The sequence below is a fragment of the Streptomyces flavidovirens DSM 40150 genome, assembly GCF_000429085.1.
Taxonomy (GTDB): domain Bacteria; phylum Actinomycetota; class Actinomycetes; order Streptomycetales; family Streptomycetaceae; genus Streptomyces; species Streptomyces flavidovirens.
On record NZ_AUBE01000030.1, the window covers coordinates 1 to 15602 of the forward strand.

At 71.0% G+C, this 15602-nt stretch carries 13 protein-coding genes and 2 pseudogenes; 9 read left to right on the forward strand and 6 right to left on the reverse strand.

Annotation, left to right across the window (positions count from 1 at the left end):
* Positions 1 to 333: IS5/IS1182 family transposase (locus G412_RS0127595; protein WP_028814902.1), on the forward strand; the 333-nt coding region annotated here is incomplete at its 5' end.
* A gap of 15 nt (positions 334 to 348) precedes the next feature.
* On the opposite strand, the gene G412_RS0127600 is transcribed toward G412_RS0127595, so the two are convergent.
* The 3 genes and pseudogenes from G412_RS0127600 to G412_RS0127610 all read right to left on the reverse strand — a co-directional run bounded on the left by G412_RS0127600 (position 349) and on the right by G412_RS0127610 (position 2526).
* Positions 349 to 789: a hypothetical protein gene (locus G412_RS0127600; RefSeq protein WP_028814903.1), complete on the reverse strand. Its 441-nt coding sequence runs from the start codon at positions 787 to 789 to the stop codon at positions 349 to 351.
* A gap of 40 nt (positions 790 to 829) precedes the next feature.
* A pseudogene (locus G412_RS36235) lies at positions 830 to 1566 on the reverse strand (ABC transporter permease).
* Positions 1567 to 1569: 3 nt separating this feature from the next.
* Entirely contained in the window at positions 1570 to 2526 is a 957-nt protein-coding gene (locus G412_RS0127610) for an ABC transporter ATP-binding protein (protein WP_028814904.1), read from the reverse strand.
* A gap of 108 nt (positions 2527 to 2634) precedes the next feature.
* Between G412_RS0127610 and G412_RS0127615 the strand changes: the two genes are divergently transcribed.
* The 3 genes from G412_RS0127615 to G412_RS0127625 all read left to right on the forward strand — a co-directional run bounded on the left by G412_RS0127615 (position 2635) and on the right by G412_RS0127625 (position 5742).
* The gene (locus tag G412_RS0127615) at positions 2635 to 3807 is read left to right on the forward strand and encodes a sensor histidine kinase (protein ID WP_028814905.1); all 1173 of its coding nucleotides are present in this window, start codon (positions 2635 to 2637) and stop codon (positions 3805 to 3807) included.
* Between the two features lie 4 nt (positions 3808 to 3811).
* Entirely contained in the window at positions 3812 to 4462 is a 651-nt protein-coding gene (locus G412_RS0127620) for a response regulator (RefSeq protein WP_028814906.1), read from the forward strand.
* 122 nt (positions 4463 to 4584) lie between these two features.
* Positions 4585 to 5742, forward strand: a complete 1158-nt coding sequence (locus G412_RS0127625) for an ROK family transcriptional regulator (protein WP_028814907.1) — start codon at positions 4585 to 4587, stop codon at positions 5740 to 5742.
* Positions 5743 to 5774: 32 nt separating this feature from the next.
* Here the strand turns inward: G412_RS0127625 and G412_RS0127630 are convergent, their stop codons facing one another.
* Together G412_RS0127630 and G412_RS0127635 are read right to left on the reverse strand one after the other, a co-directional pair.
* The gene (locus G412_RS0127630) at positions 5775 to 6557 is read right to left on the reverse strand and encodes a GntR family transcriptional regulator (RefSeq protein ID WP_028814908.1); all 783 of its coding nucleotides are present in this window, start codon (positions 6555 to 6557) and stop codon (positions 5775 to 5777) included.
* Between the two features lie 137 nt (positions 6558 to 6694).
* Entirely contained in the window at positions 6695 to 7576 is an 882-nt protein-coding gene (locus G412_RS0127635; RefSeq protein WP_028814909.1) for an RNA polymerase sigma-70 factor, read from the reverse strand.
* A 130-nt stretch (positions 7577 to 7706) separates the two neighbouring features.
* Here G412_RS0127635 and G412_RS0127640 point away from each other — a divergent pair, with 130 nt between their 5' ends.
* The 3 genes and pseudogenes from G412_RS0127640 to G412_RS36240 all read left to right on the forward strand — a co-directional run.
* Positions 7707 to 8546, forward strand: coding sequence for an alpha/beta fold hydrolase (locus G412_RS0127640; protein ID WP_028814910.1), 840 nt, complete (start codon positions 7707 to 7709; stop codon positions 8544 to 8546).
* Positions 8547 to 8827: 281 nt separating this feature from the next.
* Positions 8828 to 10477, forward strand: coding sequence for an alkaline phosphatase D family protein (locus G412_RS0127645; RefSeq protein WP_078607440.1), 1650 nt, complete (start codon positions 8828 to 8830; stop codon positions 10475 to 10477).
* 107 nt (positions 10478 to 10584) lie between these two features.
* Positions 10585 to 11947, forward strand: a pseudogene (locus tag G412_RS36240) (GNAT family N-acetyltransferase); the annotation flags it as partial.
* On the opposite strand, the gene G412_RS38560 reads toward G412_RS36240, so the two are convergent.
* A complete protein-coding gene (locus G412_RS38560; RefSeq protein ID WP_078607441.1) occupies positions 11927 to 13180 on the reverse strand; it encodes an aminotransferase class I/II-fold pyridoxal phosphate-dependent enzyme in 1254 nt (417 codons plus the stop codon). The pseudogene G412_RS36240 and the gene G412_RS38560 sit on opposite strands and share 21 nt — an antisense overlap.
* 59 nt (positions 13181 to 13239) lie before the next feature.
* Between G412_RS38560 and G412_RS0127665 the strand changes: the two genes are divergently transcribed.
* Both G412_RS0127665 and G412_RS0127670 read left to right on the forward strand, forming a co-directional pair.
* Positions 13240 to 13761, forward strand: coding sequence for an Lrp/AsnC family transcriptional regulator (locus tag G412_RS0127665; RefSeq protein WP_028814913.1), 522 nt, complete (start codon positions 13240 to 13242; stop codon positions 13759 to 13761).
* Between the two features lie 58 nt (positions 13762 to 13819).
* The gene (locus tag G412_RS0127670) at positions 13820 to 15511 is read left to right on the forward strand and encodes a DUF885 domain-containing protein (protein WP_028814914.1); all 1692 of its coding nucleotides are present in this window, start codon (positions 13820 to 13822) and stop codon (positions 15509 to 15511) included.
* Positions 15512 to 15602 lie beyond the last annotated feature (91 nt).

The following is a 15602-nucleotide window of genomic DNA, read 5'->3' on the forward strand; positions in this document are numbered from 1 at the left end:
AGGGTGGCACGGCCGGGTCCCGGACGCCCCCGGACACGGCCCGACCGGGTCGTCGCGGACAAGGGCTACTCGGCCCGGAAGATCCGTGCCTACCTCCGCCGGCGCGGCATCGCCGCGACGATTCCCGAGCGGATCGACCAGATCAACGGCCGCATCCGCCGTGGCAAGGCACGCTGCCGGCTCGACCGGACCGCCTACCGACGACGCAACGTGGTCGAACGCTGCTTCAGCCGACTCAAGCAGAACCGGGCCCTGGCCACCCGATACGACAAACGCGCCGTCCACTACCAAGCCATGGTCACCCTCGCCTGCCTCAGGCTCTGGCTCCCATGACTTTCCGGACAGCCCCTAGGGCGGATCGACCTCGGTGACAACCGCCATCAGCTCGTACGACGGGCCTTCCGCTTCCCCGAGCGCCAGTCCCAGCGCGATCCATCTGCCGTCGGCCCACCAGATGTGCAAGCAGTCGAACCTGGCGCTCAACTCCTCCCAGGGCGCCGGTATCTCCTCTCCCGCGATGCTCCGTTCCAGCAGACTCCAGAGGCTGAAGACCTGGGGCTCGCCCCATTTCGCCCGGAGCACGGCCAGCAGCGCGTCGTGCTCGGCCACGCACTGCTCCCGCATCTCCAGAGCCTCTGCGGCGTCGTCGTCCCCCAGCTGATCTGCCGCGCTCAGCTCCGCGGTGTGATAGCCGGGCCCGCTGAAACCGGTGTCCGACCTGCCGCGCTGTGCCGGAAACCCCTGTGCGCGCAGCAGGTCTATGAGGGCGAGATACCGTGCGGTGCTCATGTCGTCAGTAAACCTCCCTGCACTGACAACTGGCCGCCTGTCAGGCGTCGCGGCGCCGCAGCGCCCACCATCCGGCCAGCACCGCCGCCCCGGCCCACGCCGCGGTGACCGCGAGCCCCGTCCATGCCCCGAGGTCGCCATGCGGGTTCAGGTGCAGCACCTGCTGCCCCGCGCGGTCCGGCAAGTACTGGGCGGCTCCGCCGGCTATGTCCCGACCACGAACGAGACAATCAGGATGAAGGGGATGAGCAGGCTCAGCACTGCGACGCCGCTGCGCAGCAATGCGGTGAGGCCCGCGGCGAGGAGCGCCATGAGCGCGAGATAGATACCGCTGCCGACGCAGGCGCGCAGCGCGCCCGGGTCGCCGAGGCCGATGGCGTACTCCCCCATGAATGCCTGACCGGTCAGGAAGGAGGCGAAGCTGGTGGCGAATCCGACGGCGAGCGCGAGCCCGCCGACGACCGCCATCTTCGCCGAGTAGAAGAGGCCTCTGCGCGGTACCGCCGAGAGGGAGATCCGCAGGGCGCCGTTGAGGTACTCGGAGGACAGCGCCGTGGCTCCGAAGCTTATGGCGGCCAGCTGACCGAAGTTGAGGGCATAGAACGCACCGAAGACGGGGTCATATCCGTCGTTGTCAGCCTCGGCCTGGCCAACGGTGGCATAGGCGAGCACCGTGATGGCGAGTGTGACCGCGAAGACGGCTACGAGGGAACCGGCCGATGCCCGTACCGACTTGATCTTGATCCACTCGGAGTGGAGGACTGCGGTGGTCGACATGATTCAGGCCTCCTGGCCGGTGGTCGAGGGAGTGGCCGGGGGAACAGGGGTCGCGGCGGACGCGAACTCGGTCTCCTCGGCCGTGAGATCGAAATAGGCCTGCTCCAGCGTGGCGTGTTCGTCGGAAAGTTCGAGAATCGGAATGCCTTCGTGTGCGGCGATCACGCCGATCTCCTCGGCCCTCACCCCGTCGACGCCCCAGCGCCCGTCGTCGCCACGAACCGGCGTGTATCCCCTGCGCGTCAGGGCCTCGCCCAGTCGGCTCGACTCAGTGGTGCGCACCCGGACCCGGAGGCGGCTGCGGGCGTCGAGGAACTCCCGCATGGGGGTATCGGCGAGCAGCCTGCCCTTGCCCAGGACGACGAGGTGGTCGGCGAAGGAAGCGGTCTCGTTCATCAGGTGGCTGGAGACGAGCACAGTGCGGCCCTCACGGGCGAGCCGCTTCAGCAATTCACGGATCCAGACGATGCCTTCGGGGTCCAGACCGTTCGACGGCTCGTCCAGCATCACCACCTCGGGGTCACCGAGCAGCGCGGCGGCGATACCGAGCCGCTGCCGCATACCGAGCGAGAACGTCTTGATCCGCTTGCCCGCGAGCTCCGCGATGCCGGCCTCGTCCAGCACCTCGCCGACTCGGCGGGCGGATATTTTGTTGCTGACGGCCAGGGCCAGCAGGTGGTTTCGGGCGGTGCGCGAGCCGTGGGCCGATTGGGCGTCGAGCAGAGCTCCCACCTCGCGCAGCGGGTCGTCGATTCGCGTATAGGGGCGTCCGCCGATGGTGGCCGTGCCCGAGGTGGGCCGGTCGAGGCCGAGGACGAGCCGCATCGTGGTGGACTTGCCGGCGCCGTTGGGGCCGAGGAAGCCGGTCACCCGGCCGGGCCGCACACTGAACGTGAGCCGGTCCACAGCCCGCTTGGTGCTGTACTCCTTGGTCAATTCTCGTACGTCGATGCTGTTCATGGGTCCAGACTCGCTTTCGCCCCCTACCCGTGACCTCCCCCGTCCGTGGGGACCATCTCCCCCGTGCGGGGGAGCCGTTGCGGCGCGGACCGCTGACACGATGGCCGCATGCTCCGCTATTTCCGCCGGCTGACCCACGGGGTCACCTACACACGATGGCTGCACCTGTGCATCCCGGCCTTCCTCTTCAGTGTGTGGATGTTCATCTCGATGGACACGTGGTATGTGCCGGCGCTCGTGATGCTGCCAGTGGGCCTGATCCCTGCGGTACGGCTTGAGGAAGGGCTGCAGGCACAGCTGCTGTTGACGCCCGAGGAACGAGGCCGGCCCGACGCCGGGATCGCCGCCGCGGCGGCCGGCACCTGGACCGAGCGCCGACGGGTGGTGCTCTGGATCCAGGTGAGGCTGGCCCTCTCGGCCCTGGCCACGGTCATCACCGCATGGCTGCCGATCGTCACCGTCGATCTGCTCACCCTGTCGTTCCGCGGCGCCGGGGGAAACGTCGGGCTGCTGGGAAACCTTGAACCGCACTGGTGGTACGCGCTGCTCGCGCCGCTGCCCGTCCTGGTCATGCTCTCCTGCATGCCGGCTCTCGGTGACTTGGTCACCGCCATCGCCCGTCGACTGCTGGGGCCGTCCCCCAAAGAGCGGTTGCTGGCCCTGGAGGAGCGCACCGAGCAGCTCTTGGAACGTAATCGCATCGCGCGCGAACTGCACGACTCCATCGGGCATGCTCTTACCGTGGCCGTCGTCCAGGCGGCGGCCGCACGAACGGCGAACGACCCCGACTTCACCGAACGGGCGCTGACAGCGATCGAGGAAACCGGGCGTGAGGCGCTGGACGACCTGGAGCGGGTACTGCGCGTGCTGCGGGAACAGCGGACGCCGTCCACCCAGCGGCCGACCCTGGTCGAAGCAAGCCGTCTGTTCGACTCGGCCCGCGCGTCGGGGGTGAAACTCGACATCGGCGCGGCGGGGCCCCTGGCGAAGGTGCCCGGCCCGGTCTCGCGCGAGGGCTACCGCATCCTCCAGGAGTCGCTCACCAACGTGCTGCGCCACTGCGGTGCCGTCCCGGTCCGGGTCCGGATGTCCGTCGCGGACGACTGGCTGGAGCTGGAGGTGTCCAATCCGCTGTGCCCCTCGGCGGGTTCTCCCGGCGCCGGCAGTGGTCTGCGCGGCATCAGAGAGCGCGCCGCGCTGCTCGGCGGCAAGGCCAAGACCGGCCCGTACAACGGCGAGTGGGTGGTGCACGCGAGCCTGCCGCTGGACCGAATACGCTGATCGGATGCCGGTTACCGTGCTTCTGGTCGACGACGAGCCTCTTGTACGCGCGGGACTGCGCGCCGTCCTGGAGGCACAGCCCGATATCGAGGTGGTGGGCGAGGCCGCCGACGGCGCCGCGGTCATACCCCTCGTTCGCCGGTTGCGGCCCGACGTCGTCGCCATGGATGTACGGATGCCGCTGATGGACGGCATCGAAGCGACCCGGCTGGTGCTGCGCACCGTGGACTCGCCGCCGAAGATCCTGGTGGTGACCACCTTCGAGAACGACGAGTACGTGTACGAGGCGCTGCGGGCAGGAGCGGACGGTTTTCTGATCAAGCGGGCCCGGCCCTCGGAGATCGTGAACGCGGTGCGGCTGATCGCCGAGGGCGAGTCGCTGCTGTTCCCCGCGGCGGTCCGTGCCCTGGCCGCCGAGTACGGCAGCAACAAGGCACGTGCGGATCTCGACCGGGCCGCGCTCACCGAACGGGAGGAGGCGGTGCTCCGGCTGATGGCCCGCGGTCTGTCCAACGCGGAGATCGCCGAGCGGCTGATCGTCGGCACGGAGACGGTGAAGTCGCATGTCAGCGCGGTGCTGGCCAAGCTGGGCGCTCGCGACCGCACGCAGGCGGTCATCGCCGCGTACGAGTCCGGATTCGTCTCTCCAGGCTGACGGGAGCCCGTCTCCCGGCTGACGGGCTCCCGGCGCATCCGTGGACCGAGGCACGGCTCGCAGTGCTCCGAACCAACGAGTACGATCCGGCAGAACAAGCGCGCGAGCTGGGAGGACACACCGTGGGGCGGTTGACCGGTGGGGACCCCTCTCTGCTGCGGCGGATCAACTCCGCGGTGGTGCTGCACGCGCTGCGCGGCGCGGATTCCCCCACCCTCACCGACCTGACCCGCGTGACCGGGCTGTCCCGGCCCACGGTCGAGGGGGCCGTCGAAGGCCTCATGGAGACCGGGCTCGTCGTCGAGGCCCCGCCCGAGGACGTCGAGACGCGGCGGCAGGGACGGCCAGCGCGGAGGTTCCGGTTCCGCGCCGAGGCGGGATATCTGCTGGGTGTCGAGATCGGTCCGCATCGCATCGCCGCCCTGCTGTCCGGTCTGGACGGCCGCGTCATCGGCGCCGGTTCCCGCACGGTGTCCGAGAGGGCCTCGGCGGACGAGCGGCTGGAGCGGGTACGGGCCATGGTCGCCGACGTACTGCGCCGGGCCGGCGTCCCGCGCAGTTCACTGCGCGCCGTCGGGGTCGGCGCACCCGGCATCGTGGAGGCCGACGGGACCGTACGGCTGGGGACGGCGCTTCCCGACTGGACCGGTCTGGCGCTCGGTGAACGGCTCCGCCGGTCGTTCCGCTGCCCCGTACTGGTGGAGAACGACGCCAACGCGGCGGCGGTCGCCGAGCACTGGAAGGGCGCCGCCGTCGACTCCGACGACATCGTGTTCGTACTGGCCGGGCTGAGCCCCGGCGCCGGCTCACTGATCGGCGGGCGGCTGCACCGGGGGTTCGGCGGCGCGGCCGGTGAGATCGGAGCGCTGCATCTGCTGGGCCGGGAGGTCACGCCGGAGACGCTGCTGTCGACGACGGACGAGCCGGTGCTGCCACTGGACGAGCAAGCGGTGGCCACCGTCTTCGGGCGCGCCCGGCAGGGTGACTCCGCCGCGCAGGAGGCCGTCGAGCGGTTCATCCAGCGGCTGGTGCACGATGTGGCGGCGCTGGTCCTGGCGCTCGACCCCGAACTGGTCGTGATCGGCGGGTGGGCGGCCGGGATCGACGGCGTACTGGAGCCGTTGCGCGGCGAGTTGGCGCGGTACTGTCTGCGTCCGCCGCAGGTGGCGCTGTCGCTGCTCGGTGAGGCGGCGGTGGCGACGGGTGCGCTGCGCCTCGCTCTGGACCACGTCGAGGAGCAGCTGTTCGCCGTCGAGGGAACGGTGACGGCCCGCCGCTGAGCGCGACGGGCCGTACCGTACGACGGCGGATATCAGGAGGCTCTTCGCTCCTGGGTGTGGTGGCTGATCTCCAGGTCGCCCGAGTCACCGAAGGTGAGCCTGCAGGTGTCCGCGCGGTAGGTGGCCACGGAGACGGCGGCGGTCCGGCCCTCGGCGAAGTAACGCGTGGTGACGACGAGGACGGGCGCGCCCGGCAGGCGGTCGAGTTCCTTCGCGTCGTCCGCGCGGGCCGAGCCGAGCTCGACGGCGCGGTCCTGACCCTCCATGGCGAGGCGCTGCAGTTCCCGCAGCACGCTGCGCGCGCGGGCCGACCCCGAGGGCGACTCGATGGCCGCGAGGTCCGGCACGGACGCGGCCGGGACGTACAGCAGCTCGGCGGCGACCGGCTGGCCATGCGTGACGCGGATCCGGCGCACGGTGTGCACCTCGTTGCCGGAGTTGCCGGGGGCGCCGGAGTCGACGCCAAGCATGCGGGCCACCGCCGCCGGGGGCACGGCACTCATGCAGTCGACGGGCTGCCAGGTGTCGCCGGCGGCGCCCGGCCAGCCGTGCTGCGAGGTCCCGACGTCCACGCCCACGCGCGGCGGGGCGACGGTGGTGCCCACGCCGCGACGGCGCTGCAACCGGCCTTCGAGCTCAAGCTGTTCGAGCGCCTGGCGGAGCGTGGCGCGCGCGACGCCGAAGCGCGCGGCGAGTTCACGCTCGTTCGGCAGGATCTCACCGACCGCGAAATCGGAGTCGAGTGCCTCGCTGAGCACGGTCTTGAGGTGCCAGTACTTGGGCTCCGGCACCGTATCGAGCTGCGTGGTCCCCACCCTGATCCTCCGCAATCGGCCTGGTCCCGGGCGAGTTTCCACGCCCTTGTTTATTAAAGGTTCCTGCACTAACTCTGCGACCATAAGTCCGGGGTCTGCCTTGGTCAAGACCAATCAACGCAGGACAGGCGTCGCGTCTACGGGGCGAGTGAGGCGAGTTTGTCGGGGTTTCGCACGATATAGACACACTGGATGAGGCCGTCCGCGACATCCAGCTGGAATACCGCGTCGGGCTTTCCGCCGGACAGGACCAACAGCGCGGGTCCGCCATTGAGTTCCACGAACCGGAACTCGCTCTCGGGAATGGGCCGCCTGGCCGCCCCGACCAGGAAACGGCCCACCTTGTCGGCGCTCTCGATGACGCGCACGGGCGCCTTCGCCTTGCCGCCGCTGTCACCGACGAGCCTGACGTCCGGTGCGAGCAGCGAGAGCAGCGCGTCCAGGTCTCCTCCCGACGCGGCGGCGAGAAACCGTTCGGTGAGGTCCCGCCGTTCGGCGGGATCCACGTCGAAGCGGGGCCTGCGTTCCGCGACATGCCGCCGAGCACGTCCCGAGAGCTGCCGTACGGCCGATTCCGAGCGCTCCAAAGTGGCCGCGATTTCGCCGTACGGAAAGCCGAAAGCCTCACGCAGTACGAACACCGCGCGCTCCAGCGGGGAGAGCGACTCGAGAACGACGAGAACAGCGAGCGAGACGGAGTCGGCCAGCACCGCGCGTGCCGCGGTGTCTTCGACGGCCGGACCGAAGTCGGTCTCCAGCGGCTCCGGGAGCCACGGCCCGACGTACGCCTCGCGCTGCGCCCGCACCTGCCGCAGTCGGTCGATGGCCAGCCTGGTGGTGATCCGCACCAGATAGGGACGTGGTTCCCGTACGTCGTCGCGCGGCCGGCCCGACCAGCGCAGCCACGCTTCCTGCACGACATCCTCGGCGTCGGCGACCCGGCCGAGCATCCGGTACGCCACCCCGGTCAGCAGGGGGCGGTGCTCTTCGAAGACTTCGGTAACGGTGTCGGCAGTCACCCCTCCATCCCAGCACATCGAGGGAAACGGGAACCAGCCGGAGGTGCCCGGCCCCTTGAACTCCAAGGTACCCAGCGGTAATTGTTGCTGACACGATGTCTAGCGCGACCCCACCCCAGGGAGCAGCAGCATGGCCGCGAAGGTCTCCTTCAGCATCGAGTCCATCGAGTCCCCCACGGGCAGTCACACGCTCTCCGTCGCGTACGAACGAGCGGGCGCCGGCGAACCGCTCCTGCTCCTGCACGGGATAGGCCATCACTGGCAGGCGTGGCAGCCCGTGATGTCCGCGCTGGCCGCCGAACGTGACGTGATCGCCGTGGACCTGCCCGGTTTCGGCCGCTCGGCCGCGCTGCCCGACGGGTTCGCCTACGACCTGTCGACGGTCGTTCCCGTACTCGGTTCGCTGTGCGAGGCGCTGGGCATCGAGCGCCCGCACGTCCCGGGGAACTCCCTCGGCGGCCTGATCGCCCTGAAGCTGGGCCACGAGAAGCTCGTACGGTCGGTGACGGCGCTTTCGCCGGCCGGTTTCTGGACGGAGAGCGAGCGCCGCTACGCGTTCGGCACGCTGCGCGGGATGCGGTTCGGAGCGCAGACGCTCCCGCTGCCGGTCATCGAGCGCCTGGCGCGCACGGCCGCCGGCCGGGCCGCGCTCACGAGCACCATCTACGCGCGGCCCGGGTGGCGTTCACCGGAAGCCGTCGTCGCGGAGACGCTCGCGCTGCGCGAGGCGACCGGGTTCGCCGCGACTCTGTCGGCGGGCCGTTCCGTCCTGTTCGACGACGAGGTTTCCGGCATACCCGTGACCGTCGCCTGGGGCAGCCGTGACCGGCTGCTGCCGCGCCGCCAGGGCGTCAGGGCCAAGCGCGTGATCCCCGGCGCCCGGCTGGTCAGGCTGCCCGGCTGCGGCCACGTTCCGATGAACGACGACCCCGCGCTGGTGGCTCGGGTCATCCTCGACACGAGCAGCTGACACGCCGGGGGTGGCGGTGCGCCTGCTGAGTGATTACGGCGCTACGGGTGGGGCGCAGGACGGGAGCGTACGGCTGGTGCTCGGGTACGCGCATCTGGCGCCGTCCGCGATCGCTCACGGAGTGCGGCTGGTGGCGGGTGCGGCGCGGCCGTAGCGGAGCGCGTCGAACCGGTTCCCCGGAACGGGGGCCAGTTGTTCACTTGTGGTTTGTGTGGTTGCCGTGACCGGCCACTAGGCATGGCGTCGCACGCCCGGACCACACCGTCACTGGAGGCGCATCGATGCCGTACCGCCGACCGCAGAGCGAACCACAGAGCCAGTCGCAGAGCCAACCACAAAGCCAGTCGCCCGACCGGCGCACCGTCCTGCGCGGCTCACTGGCCGCCTCGGCCGCACTCGCCCTGCCCGCCGCAGCGGTCGGCGCAGGCGCGGCCGCCGCAGCGCCCGCCCGGGCACTCTCCGGCCGTCCGCGCGCCGCGTGGGGCGTGCAGACGGGTGATGTCACCTCGTCGTCGGGACTGGTGTGGGTACGCTCCGACCGCCCGGCCCGCATGATCGTGGAAACGTCCGCGACCGAGTCCTTCCGCCACTCGCGCCGATGGCACGGCCCCCTGCTGGGCCCCGGTACGGACTTCACCGGGACGACGTCACTGCGGGGCCTGCCCGCCGGCGAGCAGGTGCACTACCGGGTGACCCTCGCGGATCCCGACGATCCCCGGCGCACGGGGGAACCGTTGCGGGGAACGTTCCGTACGGCGTCCGTGAAGCGACGCGACGGCGTGCGCTTCCTGTGGTCGGGTGACATCGCCGGACAGGGGTGGGGCATCAACCCGGACATCGGCGGCTACCGGGTGTACGAGGAGATGCGCCGCCTCGACCCCGACTTCTTCCTGTGCAGCGGCGACACCGTCTACGCGGACGGCGTCATCCAGCCGAGCGTGACGCTGCCGGACGGGCGGGTGTGGCGGAACATCACCACACGGGAGAAGTCGAAGGTCGCCGAGACCCTGGACGAGTTCCGCGGAAACTTCCGCTACAACCTGCTGGACGAGAACGTGCGCCGCTTCAACGCGCAGGTGCCCTCGATCGTGCAGTGGGACGACCACGAGGTACGCAACAACTGGTACCCGGGTCAGATCCTCGACGACGCCCGCTACACGGAGAAGAACGTCGACGTACTGGCGGCGCGGTCGATGCGCGCGTTCAGTGAGTACTTCCCCATCTCCACGCTCCCCGCGCGCCGGGAGGGCCGAAAGGACGACGGCCGGGTCTACCGGGCCGTCAGGCAGGGCCCCCTGCTCGATGTCTTCGTGCTCGACATGCGGACGTACCGCAACGCCAACTCGCCCGGCCGGCAGCCCGACGACGCGACCGGGATCCTCGGCGCCGAGCAGCTCGCCTGGCTGAAGCGGGAGCTGTCGCGCTCCCGCGCGGTGTGGAAGGTGATCGCCTCCGACATGCCGCTGGGCATCGTCGTCCCGGACGGGGCGGCCAACTTCGAGGCCGTCGCGCAGGGCGACCCCGGAGCGCCGCTGGGCAGGGAGCTCCAGATCGCGGAGCTGCTGCGTCACATCAAGCACGCCCGTATCACCGGCACGGTGTGGCTCACCGCCGATGTGCACTACACGTCGGCCCAGCACTACGACCCGTCCCGCGCGGCGTTCAAGGACTTCGCGCCCTTCTGGGAGTTCGTGTCCGGGCCGCTGGCCGCCGGCGGCTTCCCGGCGGGCCGGCTCGACGCCACCTTCGGCCCGGACCAGGTCTTCGTGAAGTCACCGACGCGCGCCAATGTGTCGCCCATGGAGTCGCCGCAGTACTTCGGCGAGGTCGAGATCGACGGCGGCAGCGGTGAACTGACGGTGCGGCTGCGGGCGGAGGGAGGCGTGGTGCTGTTCAGCAAGGTGCTTCAGCCGGGTCGGGTAGGCCTCTGAAGTGATTGAAAATGACCCCTAATTACCCAGAAGCGCACTTAACCCATCAGTCACAAAGCGTTCGTGATCGCGCAACAACACTCGGTCACAGTGGTGCCATGACCGACATGACTGAAGTGACGAAGACGGCGGCCACGGCGAGTGCGACGAGGACCCGCCGTGCGCACCACTGGCGGCGGGACCTCGTCGAACTCGCCGCGCTGTTCACCGCGGTGGCCGTCGCCGACGCCGTGGCGAACACGGTCGTGCACGGACCCGACGGACCGTACCTCCTTGTGATCTCGGCCGTGGTGCTGACCGCCACGGCCGGGTTCCACACCTGGTGGGCGCGGCGGCACAGCCATGCCCCGCCGCCGGCCTTGGCCCGTACGAGTGCGGATCCGAAGACCGGCGGCAACGGCGCCGCCGCGGCGGCCGCCTCCGAAACCGCCCTGTGGCGGATGCGTACCACCGTCAAGGACGAGCCCGGCAGCCTCGCGCTGCTGTGCACCGCCCTGGCCCGGCACCAGGTGGACATCCTCACCCTGCAGACCCACCCGCTCGCCGAAGGCACCGTCGACGAACTGCTGCTGCGCGCCCCCGCCGCCCTCCAGGCCGGCCGGCTCAGCCGTGAGATCGCCGCCGCCGGCGGCAGCGACACCTGGCTGGAGCGGGCCGACGCCCACGACCTGGTCGACGCCCCCACCCGGGTACTCGGCCTCGCCACGCGTACCGCCCTCGACGCCGCCGAACTGCCGCTGGCTCTGCGTCAGTTGCTGGGCCGCTGCACCATCCATTCACTGCCCGCGACGAGCCTCACCGGCCGCCCCACCGGCGAGAGCGCTCCGGTCGAAGGCGTACTCGACGGTACGGTCATGAAGCTCCGCGACCCGTCCGGCGGGGTGATCACCATGGAGCGCCACTACCTGCCCTTCACCCCGACCGAGTTCGCCCGCGCCCGCGCTCTCGTCGAGCTCGACGCCCGCCTCGGCCCGCGCATCCCGCGCAGCGAGGACGTCCTGACGCTCCCCGAGGGCAACGAGATCACCGTCCGCAGGGCCGGACTCGACGACCTCGAAGCCGCCCGCGCCATGCACGACCGCTGCGGCGACCGCACGCTGAGCCTGCGCTACCACGGCCCGGTGGGCGACGCCGACCGCTACCTCAGCCATCTCCTCAGCCCGCGGTTCGGCCGCACCCTCGCCGTCCAGACCGCCTCCGGCCGCCTCGTCGCCCTCGGCCATCTCCTGTGGGACGGCGACGAGACCGAGGTGGCGCTGCTCGTAGAGGACGCGTGGCAGCGCCGCGGCATCGGCTCCGAGCTGCTGGAACGCCTGGTGGCGCTCGCCGTGGAGGCGGGCTGCGAGAGCGTCTACGCCGTCACCCAGTCGTCCAACACCGGCATGGTCGCGGCCATGCGCGGCCTGGGCCTGCCCCTCGACTACCAGATCGAGGAGGGCACGCTGGTGGTCACCGCGCGGCTGGCGAAGCCTGCCGGGCGGCCGCGTCCCGCCCATGCGGCGGCACCGGGACAGGCACAGGGGCAGGCGCCGGTACAGGCGACGACACCGGCCGGGCGGCCCCAGCAGCGCTGAGGGCCTCGCACAGGTCCCGCCACAGATCCTCCACGTCCTCAAGACCGGCGGACATCCGCAGCAGCCGGTCGCTGACCCCCGAGGAGCGGCGGTCTCCCTCGGCCACGATGCGGTGGCTGATGGAGGCCGGGTGCTGGATGAGCGAGTCCACGCTGCCGAGGCTGACAGCCGGCGTGATCAGGCGTACGCCGCCGATCACCGCGTGCGGATCGCCGTACACCTCGAAGGCCACCATCGCGCCGCCGAGCTTCGGGTAGTGCACGCGCGCCACCCGCGGATCGGCGGCCAGCCGCCGGGCCAGCTCGGCAGCGGTGGCCGAGGCCGCCCGCATCCGTACGGGCAGAGTGGACAGCCCGCGCAGCAGCAGGTATCCGGCCAGCGGATGCAGTACGCCGCCGGTCGCGAACCGTACCTGGCGCAGCAGCCGCGCGAACTCCTCGTCGCAGGCCACCACCCCGCCCAGTACGTCGCCGTGCCCGCCCAGGTACTTGGTCGCGCTGTGCAGGACGATCCGTGCGCCGTGCTCCACGGGCCGCTGGAGCACGGGGGTCGCGAAGGTGTTGTCGACGAGCAGCGGTACCGACCCGCAGGACTGGGCGACCGCCCGGATGTCGACCTCGGCGAGGGTCGGGTTGGCCGGGGTCTCGACGATCACGAGGCCGGTGTCGGGGCGTATCGCGTCCGCGATTCCGGCCGGGTCGACCCAGGTCACCTCGGTGCCGAGCAGCCCGGCGTTCAGCAGGTGGTCGCTGCATCCGTACAGCGGCCGTACGGCGACGACATGGCGCAGGCCGGCGCTCGCCCGAGCGAGGAGCACGGCGCTGAGCGCCGCCATGCCGCTGGCGAAGGCGACCGCGCTCTCGGCACCCTCCAGCCGGGCGAGGGCGTCCTCGAAGCGGGCGGTGGTCGGGTTGTCCAGCCGTGAGTAGACGGGTGGGCCGTCCGGCCGGGCGCCGGTGGCGGCGAACGCGTCGATTCTGGCCGCCTCCCCCCGGCTGTCGTACGACGGATAGGTGGTCGACAGGTCGAGGGGCACGGCATGCACGCCCAGCGCGGCGAGGTCTTCGCGGCCGGCGTGCACGGCTTCGGTGGCCAGGGCCCAGGGTGTGGTCGCGGCGTCGGTGTTCATGACATGACTCTGAACAACTACCGGGAAGTAGCGACCGCACCCCGTGTTACGTTCGGCACATGGCCGAATCTGTCGTACTTGACGCGGTCGATCTGCACATACTGCGCCTTCTGCAGAACGACGCGCGGACCACCTACCGCGACCTGGCCGCCGAGGTCGGGGTCGCGCCCTCCACCTGCCTGGACCGGGTGACGCGACTGCGCCGCTCCGGGGTGATTCTCGGCCATCAGCTGCGCCTGGACCCGGCCAAGCTCGGCCGCGGCCTCGAAGCTCTGCTGCTGGTCCAGGTGCGCCCGCACCGGCGCGAGCTCATCGGCCCGTTCGTGGAGCGCGTCAGGGCGCTTCCCGAGACACGCGCGCTCTTCCATCTGACCGGCCCCGACGACTACCTCGTCCACGTGGCGGTGACGGACACGGCGGACTTGCAGCGACTGGTTCTGGACGAGTTCACGTCGCGGCGCGAGGTGGCCCGTGTGGAGACCCGGCTGATCTTCCAGGCGTGGGACTGCGGACCGCTGCTCCCTCCGGCCGCCGGGGCGCGACGGGGCGCCGATATCAAGCCGCCGGGGTCAGGTCACTGATCACGGACGGTCCGGGCAGTAGTGACGCGGAGCCCTTCGCCGTACGAGGATGTTCCGCATGTCAGTCACTCCGAGCAGCCGGCTCGCCCTCCCCCGCCAGGTCGCCGACGCGTACGTCGACGCACTCATCGCCCTCGACCCGATCACCGGTACGTACTTGGGAGTGCGGGAGTGCTCCAGCAGGCTGCCGGACTTCTCCCCCGAGGGGCAGAAGGCACTGGCCGCGCTCGCCCGCACCACGCTTGCCGAGCTAGACAGGGCGGAGGCGCTGGCCGGGGCGGACAGTGACGTCGAGCGCCGCTGCGGCAGGCTGCTGCGCGAGCGGCTGACCGCCGAACTCGCCGTACACGACGCCGACGAGGGCCTGCGGGCCGTCAGCAACATCCACTCCCCCGCGCACAGCATCCGCAGCGTCTTCACGGTGACGCCCACCGAGACCGCCGAGGACTGGGCGGCCGTGGCGGAGCGGCTGCGCGCGGTACCCGGCGCCTTCGAGGGCTACCGGGAGTCGCTCGCGCTCGGCCTGGAGCGGGGACTGCCCGGCGGGCCGCGCGCCACGGAGACGTTCACCGGCCAACTGGCCGAGTGGGCGGGCGACGGGCGCGGCTGGTTCGAGGAGTTCGCGGCCGCGGGACCCGACGCGCTGCGCGGCGAGCTGGACGAGGCGGCCCGCGGCGCCACGGCGGCGGTCGCGGCGCTGCGCGACTGGATGCGCGACGTGTACGGCCCGGCCGTGAAGAGCGCGCCCGACACGGTGGGCCGCGAGCGGTACGCCCGCTGGTCGCGCTACTTCAACGGCACCGACCTCGACCTGGACGAGGCGTACGCGTACGGCTGGTCCGAATACCACCGCCTGCTCGGCGAGATGAAGACGGAGGCGGAGAAGATCCTGCCGGGCGCGGCCACTCCGTGGGAGGCGCTGGCCTGGCTCGACGAGCACGGTACGCACATCGAAGGGGTCGAGGAGACCAGGGCCTGGCTGCAGGCCCTGATGGACGAGGCGATCGAAGCGCTCGACGGTACGCACTTCGAACTCGCCGAGCGGGTACGGAAGGTGGAGTCCCGCATCGCACCTCCCGGCAGCGCGGCCGCGCCGTACTACACCCCTCCGTCCGAGGACTTCTCGCGCCCGGGCATCACCTGGCTGCCGACGATGGGCGAGACCCGCTTCCCGGTGTACGACCTGACGTCGACCTGGTACCACGAGGGCGTTCCCGGGCACCACTTGCAGCTCGCGCAGTGGGTACACGTCGCTGACCGGCTGTCCCGCTACCAGGCTTCGGTCGGCATGGTCAGCGCCAACGCCGAGGGCTGGGCGCTGTACGCGGAGCGGCTGATGGACGAGCTGGGCTTCCTCGGCGACGCCGAGCGCCGGATCGGCTACCTGGACGCGCAGATGATGCGCTCCACGCGGATCATCGTGGACATCGGCATGCACCTGGAGCTGGAGATTCCGGCGGACTCGCCGTTCCACCCGGGCGAGCGCTGGACGCCGAAGCTGGCGCAGGAGTTCTTCGGCATGCACAGCGGGCGACCGGCGGACTTCGTGGAGAGCGAGCTGACCCGCTACCTGTCGATGCCCGGCCAGGCGATCGGCTACAAGCTGGGCGAACGTGCCTGGCTGCTGGGCCGCGAGAACGCCCGCAAGGCGCACGGCGACGCCTTCGACGCGAAGGCGTGGCACATGGCGGCGCTGTCACAGGGCTCGCTGGGCCTCGACGACCTGGTGGAAGAGCTGTCGAAGCTCTGACGACCGGGTACGCGGGTACGGCGGCCGGGCTCAGTTCGCCGGGCCCGGCCGCCGCCACGCGGTGCTGCGGGCGGCGCGTCCGGCGGCCGAG

Coding starts and splice junctions, on each gene's coding strand:
- G412_RS38560 (WP_078607441.1), bottom strand. CDS start 13,180: ATGAACACCGACGCCGCGACCACACCCTGGGCCCTGGCCACCGAAGCC.
- G412_RS0127645 (WP_078607440.1), top strand. CDS start 8,828: ATGCCGTACCGCCGACCGCAGAGCGAACCACAGAGCCAGTCGCAGAGC.
- G412_RS0127665 (WP_028814913.1), top strand. CDS start 13,240: ATGGCCGAATCTGTCGTACTTGACGCGGTCGATCTGCACATACTGCGC.
- G412_RS0127620 (WP_028814906.1), top strand. CDS start 3,812: ATGCCGGTTACCGTGCTTCTGGTCGACGACGAGCCTCTTGTACGCGCG.
- G412_RS0127600 (WP_028814903.1), bottom strand. CDS start 789: ATGAGCACCGCACGGTATCTCGCCCTCATAGACCTGCTGCGCGCACAG.
- G412_RS0127615 (WP_028814905.1), top strand. CDS start 2,635: ATGCTCCGCTATTTCCGCCGGCTGACCCACGGGGTCACCTACACACGA.
- G412_RS0127610 (WP_028814904.1), bottom strand. CDS start 2,526: ATGAACAGCATCGACGTACGAGAATTGACCAAGGAGTACAGCACCAAG.
- G412_RS0127670 (WP_028814914.1), top strand. CDS start 13,820: ATGTCAGTCACTCCGAGCAGCCGGCTCGCCCTCCCCCGCCAGGTCGCC.
- G412_RS0127640 (WP_028814910.1), top strand. CDS start 7,707: ATGGCCGCGAAGGTCTCCTTCAGCATCGAGTCCATCGAGTCCCCCACG.